The 17723-nt window shown below is 64.5% G+C and carries 14 protein-coding genes and 1 pseudogene; all 15 read left to right on the top strand.

Going from position 1 to position 17723, the window contains the following annotated elements:
* The first annotated feature begins 292 nt into the window (after positions 1–292).
* Positions 293–1687 carry a sugar porter family MFS transporter gene (locus VM621_RS16735; RefSeq protein WP_325470088.1) on the top strand — a complete coding sequence of 465 codons (1395 nt, stop codon included), beginning with the start codon at positions 293–295 and terminating at the stop codon, positions 1685–1687.
* A 273-nt stretch (positions 1688–1960) separates the two neighbouring features.
* The gene (locus VM621_RS16730) at positions 1961–2509 is read left to right on the top strand and encodes a fimbrial protein (protein WP_325470087.1); all 549 of its coding nucleotides are present in this window, start codon (positions 1961–1963) and stop codon (positions 2507–2509) included.
* Between the two features lie 54 nt (positions 2510–2563).
* Positions 2564–3310: a fimbrial biogenesis chaperone gene (locus VM621_RS16725; protein WP_325470086.1), complete on the top strand. Its 747-nt coding sequence runs from the start codon at positions 2564–2566 to the stop codon at positions 3308–3310.
* A gap of 7 nt (positions 3311–3317) precedes the next feature.
* Positions 3318–6005 carry a fimbria/pilus outer membrane usher protein gene (locus VM621_RS16720; RefSeq protein WP_325470085.1) on the top strand — a complete coding sequence of 896 codons (2688 nt, stop codon included), beginning with the start codon at positions 3318–3320 and terminating at the stop codon, positions 6003–6005.
* A 100-nt stretch (positions 6006–6105) separates the two neighbouring features.
* Positions 6106–7074 (top strand): P-type conjugative transfer ATPase TrbB, encoded by a 969-nt coding sequence (trbB, locus tag VM621_RS16715; RefSeq protein WP_325470084.1) that lies wholly within the window; start codon positions 6106–6108, stop codon positions 7072–7074.
* 17 nt (positions 7075–7091) lie between these two features.
* Positions 7092–7481: a TrbC/VirB2 family protein gene (locus VM621_RS16710; RefSeq protein WP_325470083.1), complete on the top strand. Its 390-nt coding sequence runs from the start codon at positions 7092–7094 to the stop codon at positions 7479–7481.
* A complete protein-coding gene (locus tag VM621_RS16705) occupies positions 7481–7792 on the top strand; it encodes a conjugal transfer protein TrbD (protein ID WP_325470082.1) in 312 nt (103 codons plus the stop codon). Before VM621_RS16710 ends, VM621_RS16705 begins: the two co-directional genes overlap by 1 nt.
* Entirely contained in the window at positions 7789–10320 is a 2532-nt protein-coding gene (locus VM621_RS16700) for a VirB4 family type IV secretion/conjugal transfer ATPase (RefSeq protein ID WP_325470081.1), read from the top strand. The genes VM621_RS16705 and VM621_RS16700 overlap by 4 nt, the downstream gene beginning before the upstream one ends.
* Before the next feature lie 2 nt (positions 10321–10322).
* Positions 10323–11042, top strand: a complete 720-nt coding sequence (locus tag VM621_RS16695) for a VirB8/TrbF family protein (RefSeq protein ID WP_325470080.1) — start codon at positions 10323–10325, stop codon at positions 11040–11042.
* 10 nt (positions 11043–11052) lie between these two features.
* The gene (trbG, locus tag VM621_RS16690) at positions 11053–11952 is read left to right on the top strand and encodes a P-type conjugative transfer protein TrbG (protein WP_325470079.1); all 900 of its coding nucleotides are present in this window, start codon (positions 11053–11055) and stop codon (positions 11950–11952) included.
* Positions 11949–12356: a hypothetical protein gene (locus tag VM621_RS16685; RefSeq protein WP_325470078.1), complete on the top strand. Its 408-nt coding sequence runs from the start codon at positions 11949–11951 to the stop codon at positions 12354–12356. The genes trbG and VM621_RS16685 overlap by 4 nt, the downstream gene beginning before the upstream one ends.
* A 5-nt stretch (positions 12357–12361) precedes the next feature.
* On the top strand, positions 12362–13609 hold the full coding sequence (locus VM621_RS16680; RefSeq protein WP_325470077.1) for a TrbI/VirB10 family protein: 1248 nt from the start codon (positions 12362–12364) through the stop codon (positions 13607–13609).
* A 63-nt stretch (positions 13610–13672) separates the two neighbouring features.
* Positions 13673–14494: a hypothetical protein gene (locus VM621_RS16675; RefSeq protein ID WP_325470076.1), complete on the top strand. Its 822-nt coding sequence runs from the start codon at positions 13673–13675 to the stop codon at positions 14492–14494.
* Between the two features lie 75 nt (positions 14495–14569).
* Complete coding sequence (gene trbL / locus VM621_RS16670; protein ID WP_325470075.1) at positions 14570–17260, top strand: P-type conjugative transfer protein TrbL; 2691 nt, start codon at positions 14570–14572, stop codon at positions 17258–17260.
* Positions 17257–17700 (top strand): annotated as a pseudogene (locus tag VM621_RS16665) (muramidase); the annotation flags it as partial. The gene trbL and the pseudogene VM621_RS16665, both read left to right, overlap by 4 nt.
* Positions 17701–17723: the final 23 nt, after the last annotated feature.

Here is a 17723-nt window from a genome sequence, read left to right as displayed (position 1 = left end):
CGCTAACACAGGCGAATGCTTGTCACGCTTGGCGATGCTTACGTCTTTCGGTGGTCAATGTCGGAGATCGCCCGCAGCGACGCGGGACCGACGCGGTACGCAAACGAACCGGCGATCCCGTCGTTGCCATCATGAAGGCTACCGATCGCTTCCGCCGTTCCCTCGATGGAGTTTGCCGAATCCGCACATTTTCTTGCGGACTCACTCGCCGCCGACACATCGCATACGGGTCCGATACATGTCGAGGCATTCAATGCCGGGCGTCTACATTCATCGCGAAGGAACCGATTCCATGGATGCCGCCGTCAAGCAACAACTCGAAGCCGCTCATCCGAAGGCGGCAATCGTCACCACGTGCATCCTCGCCGCACTCGCCGGCCTGATGTTCGGCCTGGATATCGGCGTCATCTCGGGCGCGACCCAGTTCATCCAGTCCGACTTCAAGGTGTCGGACAGCGCGGTGGAATGGATCGTCAGCTCGATGATGCTGGGTGCGTGTGTCGGCGCGCTGGGCGCCGGCTGGATGTCCGCCACGCTGGGGCGCAAGCGCTCGCTCATGTTCGCCGGCATCGTGTTCATCGGTGGCTCGCTGTTCTGCGCGGTAGCCTGGTCGCCGGCGATTCTGATCGTGGCCCGCTGCGTGCTGGGCGTGGCGATCGGCGTCGCGACATTCACCGCGCCGCTGTACCTTGCCGAAGTCGCGCCGGAGAAAATTCGCGGCGCGATGATCTCCACCTACCAGCTGATGATCACCACCGGCATCCTTCTCGCCTTCCTCTCGGATACGGCCTTCAGCTCGACCGGAAACTGGCGCTGGATGCTCGGGATAATCGCGGCACCCGGCGTGCTGTTCCTCGTCGGGCTGTTCTTCCTTCCGGATAGCCCGCGCTGGTTGCTCATGCGGGGTCGTCGCGAAGACGCCGAGGTGGTGCTGGCCAAACTCCGCGGTGACGCGGCGGTGGTGAAGCAGGAAATCGCCGCGATCGACGAACAGCTGAAGACGAAGCAGCACGGCTGGAGCATGTTCCGGGAGAACGGCAACTTCCGTCGTTCGGTGGGGCTCGGCGTCCTTCTGCAGGCCATGCAGCAGTTCACCGGCATGAACGTGGTGATGTACTACGCGCCGCGCATCTTCAAGGACATGGGCTACGACACCCACGCACAGATGTGGTTCACGGCGGCTGTCGGCCTGACCAATGTCCTGGCCACCCTCATCGCCTTCGGCCTCGTCGATCGCCTGGGGCGCAAGCCGATCCTGTATGCGGGATTCGCCATCATGGCGATCGGCCTGGGTGTCGTCGGTACGATGATGGGCCTGGGGATCCATTCCCGCGGCGAGCAGTTCTTTACCGTGGGCATGCTGTTGCTCTTCATCGTGGGCTTCGCGATGTCCGCCGGTCCGTTGATCTGGACCCTCTGCTCCGAAGTGCAGCCACTGAAGGGGCGCGATTTCGGCATCGCCGCATCGACCTTCACCAACTGGGCCACCAACTGGGTCGTCGGCGTGACCTTCCTCAGCCTGCTCAGCGGCATCGGTAACGCGCAGACCTTCTGGCTCTACGGTGGACTCAATGCCGTGTTCATCGCGATCACCTTCCTTCTGGTGCCGGAGACCAAGGGTGTGACGCTGGAAGAGATCGAGAGCAACCTGATGAGTGGCAAGCCGCTGCGCAGGATCGGTCGATAGGTTCGTCGCGGAGCGATCGACTCGTATCACTTCGCGCGTCCGCTGTCTTGAGAATGGCGCCCAAACGCTGCGGCGGAGCCCTTCGTCGTACGTAGGAAAACGCCATTTTTGAGTAATCTTCCATATAGATTGAAGGTCAACTCCTACAAACTTCTACTGGCGCTCGCGTTGGTCGAGCATCGGCTGCGTGATGCGCGGGGATGACCCCGTGTCTCCCCAAGCCCGGCGACCGCTTTGGTCGTTGATCGACACAAACAGTAAAAGGTTAACTGGATGAACCTCAAGGCAACACTTTCCGCCCTGCTGATCGCAGGCGCGGCGGCTCCATCGGCATTCGCATCGGCCGGCACGATTACCTTCGACGGCGAGATCACCAACGTCTCCTGCAGCGTCAGCGGCGAGGGCGGCGTTGGCCCGAACTTCACCGTCAACCTTGCCGGTGTGGATGCATCGAAGTTCACCGGTATCGGCACACGCGTCGGTGAGACCGGCTTCCGTATCTACATCGGCAAGCCTGGCGAGACCAACTGCACCGACACCACGAAGGTCTGGGCATCGTTCGACCCGGACAGCGCATTGGTCGACAGCACGACGGGTATGGTGAAGGTCACCTCCGGCACGGCGACCGGCGTGCAGTTCCGCCTCATGAACGAGAACCAGGAACTGATCGACATCTGGGGTGACCAGAAGCCCATCAAGAAGGATATCGTGAACAACCAGGCGGTCCTTGCTCACGTGGTGGCGTTCGAGCAGACCGGCGCGACGGTTGCGCCGGGTAAGGCAACGGGTTCGGTGAAGTACACGATCCGCTTCGAGCCGTAAGCAATACGTCGGTCGCCGGTCTCCATTGGCGACCGACCCGCCCAAAGGGATGTCATGAACAAGCACTCTTCCAGCTGCCGCTCGCGGTGGCTCCGCATCGGCGCGGCCATACTCTGCGCCGCCAGCACCACCCCTGCCGCTGCAAGCGTGGTGATGAATGGCACCCGCTTCGTCTACCGGGCGGGCGAGAAGGAAATCGTCGTCAAGGTGAGCAACGTCGGCAAGCTGCCGGCGCTTACACAGGCATGGCTCGACGACGGCAATGCGAATGCCAAGCCGGAAACGATCGACGTCCCGTTCAACGTGACCCCACCCATCTCGCGGGTCGAGGCTGGAAAGGCGCAGACGCTGCGCGTGGCATACACCGGCGGCGAGCTCCCGACCGACCGCGAATCGCAGTTCTGGCTGAACATCCTCGAAGTTCCGCCCAAGGCGGAAGCCACCGAGGACGACGTCGGTCAGATGCAACTCGCGTTTCGCTACCGGCTCAAGCTTTTCTATCGGCCCAAGGGCCTGGCCGGTTCGGCCGACGCGGCGGCGGAAAGGCTCGCCTGGAGCATCCCCGGCGGTGGCGGTGTTTCGGTAGGCAACGACAGCGCATTCCACGTCACCGTCAACGACGTGAAGCTCAAGGTAGACGGCAAGGACGTCGAGGCGGAGCCGTTCGCGCTGGAGCCGCATGGTGTCTACACGGTTCCCACCACGACCGTCGTCGAACCGGGTAGCAAGGTCGATGTCGAGTTCCAGACGATCAACGATTACGGCGGCTTCGTAGCGCATAAAGCGACGCTCGGCCAGTGACACCACGATGAACCACCTCCCAACGACCATTCCCCGCGCCAACGGCGCCCGCATGCTCGCCCGCCACCCGCTGGTGATGGCGCTGGCATTGGCGCTCCCAGGCGTCGCCGAGGCGGCGATCGATCCCGTCGAGCCCGATCCCTCTCCCGCCGCACTCGATCCGCAGGCGGTATTCAACTCGGACTTCATCCATTCATCGGCGGCCGGACTGGACCTCTCGCGCTTCGAGCGGGGCAACGTCACGCTGGCGGGTATCTATCGGCCGCAGATCCAGGTCAACGGCCAGCCCATCCCGGGAGGACGCGAGGTCACGTTCCGGCAGGTCGCGGACAGTACCAGCGCGCAGCCCTGTTTCAACCGCGACATGCTGGTCGCCTTCGGCCTGGACATGGACAAGCTCGAGACGCGCGGCGATAGCGAGTCGCGGCGACAACTCGACGGCAGTACGTTGCTGTGCGGTCACCTCGATACCGCGATCCCCGGTGCCACCGTGGACTTCGACGACGCGGATCAGATCCTGCACGTCACGCTGCCGCAGATCTTCATGGCAAGCCGCGCACGCGGCTACGTGAGCCCCGATCTGTGGGACGAAGGCGAGCAGGCGTTCATGCTCAACTACAACGCCAACACCTTTCAGCTCCGCTCCGATGGACGGCGGTCGACGTCGACCTTTCTCGGGGTGAACGCCGGTGCGAACCTGGGCGGGTGGCGGCTGCGCCACAACGGTGCGCTGAACGTGGCCGATGGGCACAGGCAGTGGCAGAACAGCCTCACCTACGCCCAGCATGACCTGACGGATGCGCGCGCCCAGTTGACCCTGGGAGACAGCTACACCAGCGGCGAGATTCTCGACAGCGTGCGTATCCGCGGCGTGTCGATCGCGAGCGACCAACGCATGCTGCCGGCGTCGCAGCGCGGCTACGCTCCGGTCATCCGCGGCGTTGCCGAAAGCAATGCCCAGGTCACCGTACGTCAGAACGGTTACGTCATCGCCAGCACCACGGTCGCCCCAGGTGCCTTCGAACTCGACGATCTGTATCCCACCGGCTACGGCAGCGACCTTGAAGTCGTCATCACCGAGGCCGACGGCCGGACCAAGACCATCGTGGTCCCGTACACGTCGGTGCCGCAGATGCTGCGGCAAGGCACGACACGTTTCGCCGTCGCCGCCGGCCAAGTGTCGGAAACGAGCCTTGCCGCCACCCCCTTCATTCTTCAGGCGACCGTGCAGCGCGGCGTCACCAACAGCACCACGCTGTATGGTGGAACGACTGCCTCCAACAGCTACGTAGCCGGTCTTCTCGGCGCCGCGGTCAATCTTCCCTTCGGTGCCGTTTCGCTGGATGTCACGGGTTCGCGCGCGGCCTTTCGTGCGGCGGGAACGCGTCGCGGCGTCAGCACGCGCCTTCGCTACAGCCGCACCGTCAATGCCACGGGGACCAGTATCGGTATCGCCGCCTACCGATTCTCCACGCGCGACTACCTCGGTGTCACCGACGCGGCCAACCTGCGCGAGCGCCTGCGTCGCGGCGCACCGGGCGATCGCATCGGTGGCGAGCGAAGCCGGTTCGACGTGACCGTCGGCCAGACGATCGGCGGCGGACGCCTGGTCGCGACCGGTTCGTCGATCGGCTACTGGGGATCCCGTTCGCGGGGCGTCAACTATTCGCTTGGCTACGGCGGCAGCTGGCGTACGTTGTCGTACAACGTATCGGTGCAGCGCTCGCGCCTCGGTAACGCATTCGGCGCCGGGTTCGGTGCCGGGTTCGGCAGCGCGAACGGGCGCCGCGACGACGGCATCGACACGACGATCTACCTGGCGTTATCGGTGCCGCTGGGAAGTTCGCCGCGCTCGCCGAATCTCAACGTCAGTCATAACCGGACGGTCGGCGGATACGCCACGGCGCAGGCATCGTTGACGGGCGCGCTCGATAGCGCGAGCGACCTCACGTACAACCTGTCCGGCAGCCGCTCGGAGAGCACCGCCCGCAGCGCCATCCACGGCGGCAACGCAAGCCTCGCCTATCGCACCTACGCGGGCACATACCGCATTGGCGTCGGCCGCACCGGCGGAACATCCCAGTACTCGCTCGGTACCGCCGGTGCCCTGGTGGCCCATCGTGATGGCCTGACGCTGGCGCAGGAACTGGGCGAAACGAACGCGATCATCCATGCGCCGGGTGCCGCGGGCGCGAGGATCGACAGCCACAGTGGCGCCCGGCTCGACGGTCGCGGCAATGCGGTGGTGCGCGGCCTGCAGCCCTATCAACTCAATACCGTTTCCATCAATCCCAAGGGCGCCTCGCAGGACGTCGAGCTGGAAAGCACCAGCGAGAGCGTCGCGCCGCGCGCGGGTGCCTTCGCTCGGCTCGACTACCGCACCACCGTCTCACGCGCCCTGCTGATTCAGGCATCCCGCGCCGACGGCGAGCCGCTGCCGTTCGGCGCCTCGGTGACCGACGCCGACGGCCAGGTCGTCGGCGTGGTGGGACAGGGCAGCAAGATATTCACCCGGGGCGTCGCCGCCGGCGCGCGCCTGACGGTGCGCTGGGGCGAGCAGTCGCTCTCGGCCTGCCATGTCGACCTGCCGGCGTCGCTGGACACCGTGGATATGCATGGCATGCACCGCGCGGTGCGCGCGACGTGCGTCACATCCGAGGCCATCGGGCCGCAACCGCTCAAGAAGGCAGCGTAACGACCGCTGCACCAACGTTCGGGACGCGGAGGCGCCCGTTTGCACTATCTCCGGTGGCGACCATGACGGGCGCGCCGGTGCCAGGGTGACCGCAACACACATGGACCAGGGACCAATCGCCGGCGTTTCAGCCGTCGTCAAAGAGCGCGCACGAGAGAAACTGCTACGCGATCTCGGCGACGCGTTCATGAACGCCTTCAACGACCCCAGGACGGTCGAGATCATGCTCAATGCCGACAGCCGCCTGTGGCAGGAGCGGTTAGGCGAGGGCATGCGCTGCATCGGTAGCATGCGTCCCAGTCAGTCCGAAGCCGTGATCAAGACCACCGCCGGCTACTACGGCAAGGAAATCACGCGAGCGAACCCGGTGCTCGAGTCCGAGTTTCCGCTCGACGGCTCGCGCTTCGCCGCGCAACTGCCGCCCATCGTCAGCGGGCCGACCTTCGCCCTGCGCAAGAAGGCCGTGTCGATCTTCACCCTGGCCGACTATGTCGCGACCGGCGTGCTCAGCGAGTCCCACCGCGACGTGCTGATGAAGGCCATTCACAGCCATCGCAACATCCTCGTCATCGGCGGCACCGGGTCGGGCAAGACCACCCTGGTCAACGCACTCATCCGCGAGATGGTCGATGCCGACGCCCGCGAGCGCGTCTTCATCATCGAAGACACGGGCGAGATCCAGTGCTCGGCCGAGAACTTCGTCCAGTACCGCACCTCGTTCGAGGTCGGCATGACCCAGCTGTTGCGTACTTCGCTGCGCATGCGCCCGGACCGCATCCTCGTCGGCGAGGTGCGCGGGCCGGAAGCGCTCGATCTCCTCATGGCGTGGAACACCGGTCACGAAGGTGGCGCGGCGACACTCCACGCCAACGATGCACGCGCAGGCCTCTCCCGCCTGTCGATGCTCATCAGCATGCACCGCGATGCGCCGCGGCCCATCGAGCCCCTGATCGGCGAAGCCGTTCATCTGCTCGTTCATATCTCGCGCACCCCGAGCGGCCGTCGCGTCCAGGAAATCGTTGCCGTCGAAGGCTTCGAGGATGGGCGTTATGTGCTGCGCAATCTTTGAAAGATCAGGAAATGCCCATGAATTTCGTCCCTAGATCCGCAGTTAGCAGGAAGAACTCGCTTCCTTCACTCGTGGTCACTGCATTAGCAACGCTTGCAATCCTCTTCCCCGGATTGGCTCTCGCCGTAGACGACGTGCTCCCGTATCAAAAAGGCATTGATGTTTTCTATGCTTCCATGACCGGACCCGTCCCGTTCATCATCTCCCTTATGGGTATTGTGGGATGCGGCGCCATGCTTATCTTCGGTGGCGAGATCAGCGGATTCATGCGAACGATGATCTTCATCGTTCTCGTTGTTTCAGTCATCGTCCAGGCGAAGTCGGTCGTCTCGCTTCTCGGTCTTAACTGGCAGCCGGATAGCTCGAGGACAGCTGTGCTACTGCCGGCCATTGGGCAGCTGAGCTGATGGCAATCCGCACCGTACCTATCAGGCGGGCGGGAAACCGTGACAACCTCGTACTCGGTGGCGACCGAGAGTTGGTGATGTTTGCGGGCCTGCTGGCCGGTGCCTTGATCTTCTCCGCGCAGGAGATGAAGGCCGCAATCTTCGGCACGTTCATGTGGATCGCCGCCGTCCAGGTGTTTCGCGTCATGGCGAAGGCGGATCCCAAGATGCGCTTCGTCTATCTGCGACAACGTCGCTACCGGCCGTACTATGCCGCGCGGTCGACGCCGTTCCGTACGAACGGTCCGGCCGAGGAGGCCCAGTACCGATGATGGCCGCGATCCTGACGGGGATGCTGGCGATCGTCGTCATCCTCGTCGTCCTCCTGCTGTTCCGCATCCGTCGCCTGGATGCGGAGCCGAAGCTCGATCATCGCCGTCCCCACGGCCAGGCCGTGGCGGACCTGCTCAACTATGCCGCCGTGGTCGACGACGGCGTCATCGTGTGCAAGAACGGCGCGTTCATGGCGGCCTGGATCTTCGAGGGCGACGACGCGGCCAGCAGCACGGACGAACAGCGCGAGACCGCCTCCATGCGTGTGAACCAGGCGCTCGCTCGCCTGGGCAACGGCTGGATGATCCACGTGGATGCCGTTCGCCGTCCCGCGCACGATTACGCCTCGGCGGCGAGCTCGCATTTTCCGGACCCCGTCTCCGCGGCGATGGACGAGGAACGCCGGCGTCTGTTCCGCAGCCTGGGGGCCACGTACGAAGGCCACCTGGTGATGACGGTCACCTGGTTCCCGCCCCAACTCGCCCAGCGCAAGTTCGTCGAACTGATGTTCGACGACGACAGCGAGGTCGCCGGCAAGACCGAACGGACGACGGCCCTCATCGGCGATTTCCAGCGCGAGTGCCGGTCGTTCGAAAGTCGGCTCTCCAGCGTGTTCCGGATGACGCGCTTGAAGGGACACAAGAGCGTCACCGAGGAAGGTCGCGAGGTCACGCACGACGACTTTCTTCGCTGGCTGCAATTCTGCGTGACCGGCCTGGATCATCCGATCCAGCTGCCGGACAACCCGGTCTACATCGATGCCCTGGTCGGCGGTCAGGAGATCTGGGCCGGTGTCGCGCCGCGGATCGGCCGGCGCTTCGTCCACGTGGTCGCCATCGAAGGGTTTCCGATGGAGTCGTATCCGGGCATCCTCGCCTCGCTGGCCGAGCTGCCAAGCGAGTACCGCTGGTCGAACCGCTTCATCTTCATGGACCCGCACCAGGCCCTCAAGGAGATGGAGAAGTTCCGCAAGAAGTGGCGGCAGAAGGTCCGTGGGTTCTTCGACCAGATATTCCAGACCAACACGGGCTCGGTGAACTACGACGCCTTGTCGATGATGCATGACGCCGAGGCGGCCATCGCGGAGATCAACAGCGGCGTGGTCGCCCAGGGCTACTACACCAGCGTCGTCGTCGTTTCGGACGAGGACCGTTCGCGCCTGGACCGGTCGGTTCGTCAGATCGAGAAGGCCATCAATGCGCGCGGCTTCGCGGCGCGTATCGAGACGGTCAATACCATGGACGCGCTGTTGGGGAGCATGCCCGGACACGGTGTCGAGAATGTCCGTCGGCCACAGATCAACACGCTGAACCTCGCCGACCTGCTGCCGAGCTCGACCATCTGGACCGGCTTGGCGAAAGCCCCGTGCCCCATGTATCCACCGAACTCGCCGGCGCTCATGCAGTGCGTGACGCAGGGCGCCACGCCGTTCCGCCTCAACCTGCACGTGAACGACCTGGGCCATACCTTCATCTTCGGCCCGACCGGTGCGGGTAAGTCGACGCACCTGGGCATGCTCGCCGCGCAGCTGCGTCGCTATCCCGGCATGTCGCTGTACTGCTTCGACAAGGGGCGGTCGCTCTATCCCCTGGTCAAGGCCTGCGGCGGCCTGCACTTCGACGTGGCCGGCGACGACGACACGCTGGCCTTCTGTCCGCTGCAGTTCCTCGAGAGCAAGGCGGACCGTGCCTGGGCCATGGAGTGGATCGATGCCATGCTCGCCTTGAACGGCGTGCAGACCACGCCAGCGCAGCGCAACGAGATCGGCAGCGCCATGCTCTCGATGCATGGCTCGGGAGCGAACACGCTCTCCGAGTTCGTCCTGATGATCCAGGACGAGTCGATCCGCGAAGCCCTCAAGGTCTACACGGCCGACGGCGCGATGGGGCACCTGCTCGATGCGTCGATCGACGGTCTGCGCCTCTCGGACTTCGCCGTGTTCGAGATCGAAGACTTGCTCAATCTCGGCGACAAGTTCGTTCTGCCGGTGCTGCTGTACCTGTTCCGTCGCATCGAGACGTCGCTGAAGGGGCAGCCGGCGGCCATCATCCTCGACGAGGCCTGGCTGATGCTCGGCCATCCGGTGTTCCGGGCGAAGATCCGCGAGTGGTTGAAGGTGCTGCGCAAGTCCAACTGCCTGGTGGTCATGGCCACGCAGAGTCTTTCCGATGCGGCCAACTCGGGGATCCTCGATGTGATCGTCGAATCCACGGCGACGAAGATCTTCCTGCCCAATCCGTTTGCCCGCGATGACGACGCCGCGGTGCTGTATCGGCGGATGGGCCTGAACACGCGCCAGATCGAGATTCTCGCCACCGCGGTGCAGAAGCGTCACTACTACTACATGTCGGACAAGGGCCGGCGTCTCTACGACCTTGCGCTCGGACCGCTCGCCCTGGCTTTCATCGGCAGCACCGACAAGGAATCCCTCGCCACGATCCGCACCCTCGAAGCGCGCTACGGCGACGACTGGGTGCACGAGTGGTTGCAACTGAAAGGGTTGCGACTGGCGGACTACGGAGTTTGAACATGAAACCGAAGAAAAGGAGGGCAGGTGCGCCACGGCCGCTGCCCCACGAGGGGCAAGCCCACCCCTATCTCAATGCGCGGCGCACCTGGAACTCGCACGTGGGCAGCCTCATCGCGTCACGCACGCTGTGGCAGGCGGTGGCCTTGCTCAGTCTGCTGATCGTCTTCGCCGCCGTGGGTGGCGTCGTCTACATCGGCAGCCAATCCAAGTTCGTGCCCTACGTGGTCGAGGTCAACAAGCTCGGCGAGGCGATGGCCGTGGCACCGGCCTCGCAGGCCGACAAGGTCGATCAACGGGTCGTCCGCGCGGCGGTCGCCGAGTTCATCGTCAACGCGCGCACGGTCACGCCGGACATCGCCATGCAGCGCCGGGTCATCTTCAAGGTGTATGCGCTGATGTCGTCCGGAAGCGTGGCCGTACGCAAGATGACCGCGTACCTCAACGGTGCACCCGAGACCAATCCGTTCAAGCGTGCCGAGAAGCAGACCGTCGGCGTCGAGATCGCCTCGGCCATTCCGCAGACGGCGACGACTTGGCAGGTCGACTGGATCGAGACCCAACGCACCCGCAAGGGCGAGATCCAGGGCAAGCCCTACCGCATGCGCGCCCTCATCAATATCGAGGCGCGCCCGCTCCCGGCCGAGGTCAATGAGGAGCAACTCCGCCTCAACCCGATGGGTATCTATATCTCCGACTATTCCTGGTCGAAGCAGTTCTGACAGGCACGACATGACTAAGACATCTCTCTTCGCCTTGCTGGCGATGCTCTTGCCGGGCATCGCCGCCGCTACCACCGAGACGGATCTCGCCAATCAATTCTTTTCCGCCGACAACCCGAAGCTCACGGCCCAGGAAAAGGCAGGGCTCGACATTTCGCGCAAGTGGATAGCCAGCACGTCGGCTTCCGTGAAGCCGGTGCCGGGGCCCGATGGCACGATCCGCTTTCTCTTCGGCCAGTCGCAGCCGAGCATCGTGTGTGCCGTCATGCAGGTGTGTGACGTCGAACTCCAGCCTGGCGAGCAAGTGAGTTCGGTGAACCTTGGTGACGCCGTGCGTTGGCTGGTCGAGCCCGCACTCTCCGGCTCGGGCGACGACGCGATCCAGCATCTGGTGATCAAACCACTGGATGTCGGTCTGGAAACCTCGCTGATGGTGACCACGGACCGTCGTACCTATCACCTGCGCCTTCGCTCCCATCGCACGGAGTACATGCCGCGCGTGGCCTTCTCCTATTCCGAATCGGTCGACGCCAAATGGGCGGCGGTCAAGAAGAAGGTCGCGGCCGAGCAGCAACGCAAGGCGACCACCGGTGGTCCGAAGAAGGAGTACCTGGGTAACCTCGACTTCGGTTACCGGGTGTCGGGCAACGCGCCGTTCAAGCCGTCGCGTGTTTACAACGATGGCGTGAAAACGATCATCGAGATGCCAACCACGTTCTCGCAGGGCGAAGCGCCGACCCTGCTTGTCGTTCGGGATAGCGGAAGCGTCTTTAAGAAGAACGAAGAGGTGATGGTCAACTATCGCCTTCAGGATGGACGTTACATCGTGGACACGTTGTTCGAGAAGGCCGTGCTCGTCGCCGGTGTCGGCGTCGGCCAGCGCAAGATCACGATCGAGAGGCGCCGATGAGGGCCGCGTGCTTCCACCTAGGGTTGGCCCTGGTGTGGCTGACCGGTTGCGCACCGGTGGCCGTGAAGAACTCGGTGGCCGATGCGGATCCCCTCCGACGCGCGGTGGTCGAGGACGTCGTCCTTGGCATGGCCGATGTCATGGCGCCCAGCGTCACCACGCTGGCCCCGGCGCACGCGCCCGGAGGGGCTTTCGACAACGCCCTGTACGCGGCACTTCGGGCAAAGGGCTACACCCTGGCCGCGGTGGGCGGGCGGGGAACGTCGTTCGACTGCGTGGTCGACTCGATCGGCGGAACCCTTTATCGGGTCAATGTGCGTGTCGGTGCGTCGACGATGTCGCGCCTGTGGGTGCTCGACGGCAGCAACGCGTATTCGGGCGGTGCCTGGGCGCGGCGGGAGTGAGCGACATGGACAGAGCTCGCCCGGAAAACGACGACCTCGCACTCGGTGCGGACATCCTGCCGAAGGCCGGTGAATCGCCGACAGGCGTACGTCGCGTAAACAACATGCCCTTGCTCATCATCGGCGGTGTGCTGCTGATCTTCGTGGTCCTGGTGGCCATGGTCGCCGCCCAACGTGGCGAGAAGAAGCCGATCGTCGAAGCATCGTCCGCCTCCTTGCCGGAGAGTAGCCGCCTGCTCGATCAGATGCTGGCCAGTACCGCGGTCGGCGGTCTCGTCGGCGACCCCGACGACAACACGCCGGTGGCTTCCTTCCCGGTCGCGCGCGTCGCCGATCCGGATGCGCCCCCACAGCCGGATCGAGCCGGTGGCGCGAAGGCGACGGACGACACCGTGGCCAACGAAAGGATGAAACTGTTCCAGACGGCGATGCATGCGAAGACCGCCCTTGCCAAGGCAGCGCCCAACGAGGGCAAGCCGGCGGGCCCGGCCGCCGCGTCCGCCGCGGGTGCGGACGAATCGCGACTGCCCACCGCGCCGACGCCGCCGGACACGCGCGTCCCCGTGCATGCCAATGGAGACTACGAGAAGTTCGCCGGTGCGGACGCGCGCCAGAAGGGAGCGGATCGCTGGCTGCTCGGCAACAGCGTGGAGGCGCCGCGAACGGCCTTCGAGATACGTGCCGGCTCGGTGATTCCCGCGACCATGATCTCCGGCATCAACTCGGATCTTCCGGGCCAGATCATCGCGCAGGTCAGCCAGGACGTTTTCGACACGCCGACCGGTCGGCACCGGCTGATTCCGCAGGGTTCCAGGCTGGTCGGACGCTACAACCATAACGTCGTCGATGGGCAGTCGCGCCTGCTCGTGGCCTGGCAACGCATCGTCTTTCCCGATGGCAAGGCGCTCGATATCGGCGCCATGGAGGGTGTCGATTCCGCAGGCTACGCCGGCTTTGGCGACAAGGTGGACCGTCATTACCTGCGCCTGTTCGGCTCGGCCATCCTGATGTCGGGCATCACCGCGGGCCTGACATCGTCACGCGTCGGTCCGGATCAGGATCCGTTCGGTTCGTCGAACGCGGCGCAGTTGAGTCAGGCACTCGCGCAGCAGATCGGCGAGGTCGCCTCGCAGATGATCAAGAAGAACATGAGCTACGCACCGACGTTGATGATCCGTCCCGGCTACCGATTCAACGTGATGGCGGTGAAGGACCTCACGTTCAATGGCCCGTACCAGGCCTTCGACTATTGATTGTTCAATCGACCGGCTGGTACACGCTCGCCGGCCTTCAGTAAACCCAAGGAGACATACACGATGAGAAAGCTATCGAGGAAAACCACGTTGGCGATCGCCTTGACCGGGGCACTGTGTTGCACGGACACGGCACATGCCGTCGTTCCGGTGATCGATGCCCTGAACGACTTCTCCAACATCGTTCAGAACTTCCAGCTGGCCGCCATCAAGCGCTCGCTCACGGACAAAGGTGGCGACACAGTCAATCATTACACCAGCAACATCGACCAATCGACGAGCATCATCAGTGAAACGACGACAAACATAGATAAGTCGATCGCCTTCAACACGGAGATTACGGGCGACTTCACCTGGATCATCAGCAACGGGAAAGACGAAGACGTTCCGATTCCCCGTGTACTGGGTACGTTGAACGCTGTCCTCGGCGGGCAATCGAGCGACGACTATGTGGCGAGGTTCCGCTCCGCCAAGGACTACGTGGCCGCAAATCAGGGCGACGGCGCACAGGAAGACTTCGGCCAGGTGGGCCTGGAAGGTTCACGCGCCCGCAAGGCGGCGAACGATGCCCTGGTCAAGGCGATCGAGAAGGAGCAGGAAGGACTCAGCGACGACGCCGTATCGCTCAAGACCATCATGAAAGAGAACATAAACGCAGCAGGCCATGGGCATCAGTTGCAGGTGGCCAACACACTGGCCACCACGCAGGTGAGCCAGCTGATGCAGCTTCGCTCGATGATGCTGGCATCCGACGCGGCACGTGTCGCCGAGGCCCAGTCCGCAGCGGACAAGGAAGCACGGGCCATCGCCACGAGCAAGGCCTTGCGTTCGGGCCTGAGCGCGCAGATCCAGTCGATCGTGCCGCGCAATCAGCCTGCCTATTGATTCCTGGGGCAGCGACATCGGTCGCCGCCCTTTCTCCTGTTGGCGTCGTAACCTCATCTTGTCCCACGGTGAATCATGCAGTTCAGTGTTCGTACCCGCTTCGGGCTGGGTGTCGCCCTTGCCCTTGTCGTTTCCACGGCATGGGCAGATCCCGTAGACGTCCGCAGCATCGTGACGGACGTGGAGAAGGAGTTTCTCAGCAAGTTCTTCATGGACGACGGCATCCTCGATGCAGCCAAGCGGTTGTTCGCGGCGCTGGCCACGATCAGTCTCGTCTGGACGATGGGCCTGCAGATACTTCGGCAGGATATCGGCGAGGCGCTGATGGAACTTCTCCGCTTCACGATCGTTACCGGAACGCTGTATTGGCTGCTGATCAATGCGTCCAGTCACGCGGGAGGCGACGATTTCATTCGGCGCATCGTCGAGTCGTTCTATGAACTGTCCAGCGGCGATACCTCGGGCGCGTCGTTCCGGACGGCCGGGGATAGCGCCATCACGCGGGCCATGAACGTCTATCTCCAGGTCATCGACGATACTTCGTCCGGCGAGGACCCCGACCGCATCGTCGGTGGTCTGATGGGCGTGGTCATCCTCATTGCGCTGACGCTGCTCGCCGCCCAGTTCCTTCTTGCCCTCGTCATGGCCTGGTTCCTTGGCTACGGTGGCATCTTCCTGCTGGGTTTCGGCGGCGCTCGCTGGACCTCGCAGATCGCCATCAACTACTACAAGCATGTCGTCGCCCTGGGTATCGCCATCGTTGCCCTCAGCGTCATCGGCACCGTCAGTGAGAACTTCTTTGGGCAGGTTTCTCCCATACTCGGACAACGCACCGAGCTGACTTACATCAAGCTGGGATTGATCCTGACCATCTCGATCCTGATGCTCGTTCTCGGTCTGCGTGTGCCGCAGTTGCTGTACACGCTGGTGACCGGTTCGTCCCTGGGCATCTTCGCCGGCACAGCGGGCATGGTCGGCTCGGCGATCGCGGCCGGCGGTGGCGCCGCCTTCGCCTCGGCGACCGGTCGATCCCCCACGAGCGACGGTGTCGGTGGCCCACCCGGTGGGTCTGCCGGCCGCTCGAATTCGGCCATGGAGGCCATCGAACGTTCGGCGGTATCCGCAAGCGCGATGGCCGATCCCTTTCACGTTGCCAGCGGGTCCGATCCCTTCGGCGTGCCACGCGGCCGGGACGCGCACCGGAGTTCGCACGGGGGCAGCGTGTTCGGTGCAGTCGGCGGCGGCGCGGGCGGCGCGTCGGCGCCATCGGTGCCGTTGCCGACCTCTCGACCGGAGCCCTCCCGTGTGGCAAGTCGGAGCGAGGGCTCACCCACACCTCCGGTGGCCACCGCAGAGGGCGAGCGTGCGGCGAGTGGATCGAACGCCGATGCGACCGCACGCAACGCCGCAAGCCCGCCAGCGACCATGCGCATGGACGAAGGCGAGATCCCGCCGCGGCCCGATTATCTGGCCGAGACGGCGGCCATTGCCGCGGCGCAGGGTGAAACGCGACTGCCGTCGTACGACGCCGCTCATCATGACGGCCATGTGCCTGATGACGGCAATACGCATCAGCAGATCCACGAGAGCACGGCGGAGGATCACGTATCGACGACGACCAGCATAGGTACCGACGGCGCTCACATGGGCGCCGGGGCCATCGAGTCGCAGGCAACGACGTTTGCCGGAATCGACAGCGACATGCACGCGCCGGTTCCCGGTCGCGAGACCGCGACCGCCGTTTCCGCGGGTGCGCAGGACGATACCCACGCGGGCTCAGCGATGCATGTGCCCGGCGCAGTCGCGCATGAAGGGTCTCACGCGGATGTGAGCGTGAACGATGCCCTGCATGAGACCTCCGCGTCGCGGACGTTGAGCGATACGACCGACGACTACCGCGTCGACAGCGCGGGGTCCGTTTCCACAACGATCCATACGGATAGTCAGTCCTTCGATACGTCCAGCATCGACACGCCGGAGTCCACGACGCTTGCGTCGATCCCGTCACAGGACACCGTTCCCATGGCTCCGGCGACGACGCAGCCTGTCACGGCCGTCGGCACCGAGCGGCGACGCAGTATCCACGCCTCGGCCGATGCCGACGAACGCCACACGGACACGCCGGGATCGGCCACCCACGCGGTTCTTCACGGCGTCGGCTCCCATGCGCAGCGCGCCGGTGCCGAGCAAGGCCTACCGGTCCCGGGCGCCGTCGTATCGCAGGACCTCGCCCCCGTGGCCGATGCAGGGGCGAATCACACCCCGGATACCGCCGCCAGTAAGGAGGGCAGGGCCCAGGCTCAGGCCTTGCCCGCTGCCGATGGGAGCCCGGTCGACGGGATCGCTCCCAAGGTCGCCGTGGCTCATAAGGGCAGTGACGCGGACGGTCGGGTTCGCGTCACTCCGGAGCTTGCCGAGCCGCCTGCGCAGACAAATCCGGTAGCCGACGAAATCCAGGCGCAGGCGAATCCGGTGGCCGACGAAATCCAGGCGCAGGCGCACCCGGTAGTCGCTGACATCCAGGTGCACGCCGATACACGGACGCCCGATGTCGAGCGCGTCGTCGTCGACGTGCGTGCGGAGCATGAGGCCGGTGCGGCATCCTCGGTGTCGCGCGTCGCAGGGATCGCCGATGCATCGGCTCCTGCGGCCGTTGAGAGGCCGGCGGGGCTGCCGGCGGATGCGATGCCATCCGCAACGGCCGACAGCCATGACGACAACGATCGCGACCCCGGTCGCGACCGCGACGAAGAGAACACCCCATGATCGAGGCGCTTCCGGATATTCCCCCCGAGCGCCAGGAGATGGTCAGCTGCGCACTGGGCGCGGCTCTCGCGTACGACGTGCCGGCCAACATCCTCCTTGCCGTGGCGGATAAAGAGGCCGGCAAGCCGGGCCAGTGGGTGCGAAATGCCAACGGCAGCTACGACGTCGGCACGCTGCAGTTCAATACCAGCTACCTGGGCGATCTTTCGCGTTACGGCATCTCGGCGGCCGACGTGGCGGCGCCCGGTTGCTATCCCTTCCTTCTCGCCGCCTGGCGTATTCGCGGGCATCTGCGCAATGACACGGGCGACGTGTGGACACGCGCGGCGAACTATCACTCGCGTACGCCACGTTACAACGCCGTCTACCGCTCGGACCTCATGCGCCGGGCGTCCCGCTGGACGACCTGGCTGGACGATCATTTCCCCACCCACGATGCGGTGGTGGACACCCACCCTTATGG

It is taken from the genome of Luteibacter sp. (assembly GCF_035539195.1).
GTDB lineage: Bacteria > Pseudomonadota > Gammaproteobacteria > Xanthomonadales > Rhodanobacteraceae > Luteibacter.
This window is presented reverse-complemented; position numbering and strand designations above follow the sequence as displayed.

What these genes read in the sequence shown, in the direction of transcription:
- VM621_RS16705 (WP_325470082.1), top strand. Translation starts at nt 7,481, where the DNA reads ATGGCAATCCGCACCGTACCTATCAGGCGGGCGGGAAACCGTGACAAC.
- VM621_RS16680 (WP_325470077.1), top strand. Translation starts at nt 12,362, where the DNA reads ATGGACAGAGCTCGCCCGGAAAACGACGACCTCGCACTCGGTGCGGAC.
- VM621_RS16720 (WP_325470085.1), top strand. Translation starts at nt 3,318, where the DNA reads ATGAACCACCTCCCAACGACCATTCCCCGCGCCAACGGCGCCCGCATG.
- trbB (WP_325470084.1), top strand. Translation starts at nt 6,106, where the DNA reads ATGGACCAGGGACCAATCGCCGGCGTTTCAGCCGTCGTCAAAGAGCGC.
- VM621_RS16700 (WP_325470081.1), top strand. Translation starts at nt 7,789, where the DNA reads ATGATGGCCGCGATCCTGACGGGGATGCTGGCGATCGTCGTCATCCTC.
- VM621_RS16735 (WP_325470088.1), top strand. Translation starts at nt 293, where the DNA reads ATGGATGCCGCCGTCAAGCAACAACTCGAAGCCGCTCATCCGAAGGCG.
- VM621_RS16730 (WP_325470087.1), top strand. Translation starts at nt 1,961, where the DNA reads ATGAACCTCAAGGCAACACTTTCCGCCCTGCTGATCGCAGGCGCGGCG.
- VM621_RS16695 (WP_325470080.1), top strand. Translation starts at nt 10,323, where the DNA reads ATGAAACCGAAGAAAAGGAGGGCAGGTGCGCCACGGCCGCTGCCCCAC.
- VM621_RS16685 (WP_325470078.1), top strand. Translation starts at nt 11,949, where the DNA reads ATGAGGGCCGCGTGCTTCCACCTAGGGTTGGCCCTGGTGTGGCTGACC.
- VM621_RS16710 (WP_325470083.1), top strand. Translation starts at nt 7,092, where the DNA reads ATGAATTTCGTCCCTAGATCCGCAGTTAGCAGGAAGAACTCGCTTCCT.
- VM621_RS16675 (WP_325470076.1), top strand. Translation starts at nt 13,673, where the DNA reads ATGAGAAAGCTATCGAGGAAAACCACGTTGGCGATCGCCTTGACCGGG.
- VM621_RS16725 (WP_325470086.1), top strand. Translation starts at nt 2,564, where the DNA reads ATGAACAAGCACTCTTCCAGCTGCCGCTCGCGGTGGCTCCGCATCGGC.
- trbL (WP_325470075.1), top strand. Translation starts at nt 14,570, where the DNA reads ATGCAGTTCAGTGTTCGTACCCGCTTCGGGCTGGGTGTCGCCCTTGCC.
- trbG (WP_325470079.1), top strand. Translation starts at nt 11,053, where the DNA reads ATGACTAAGACATCTCTCTTCGCCTTGCTGGCGATGCTCTTGCCGGGC.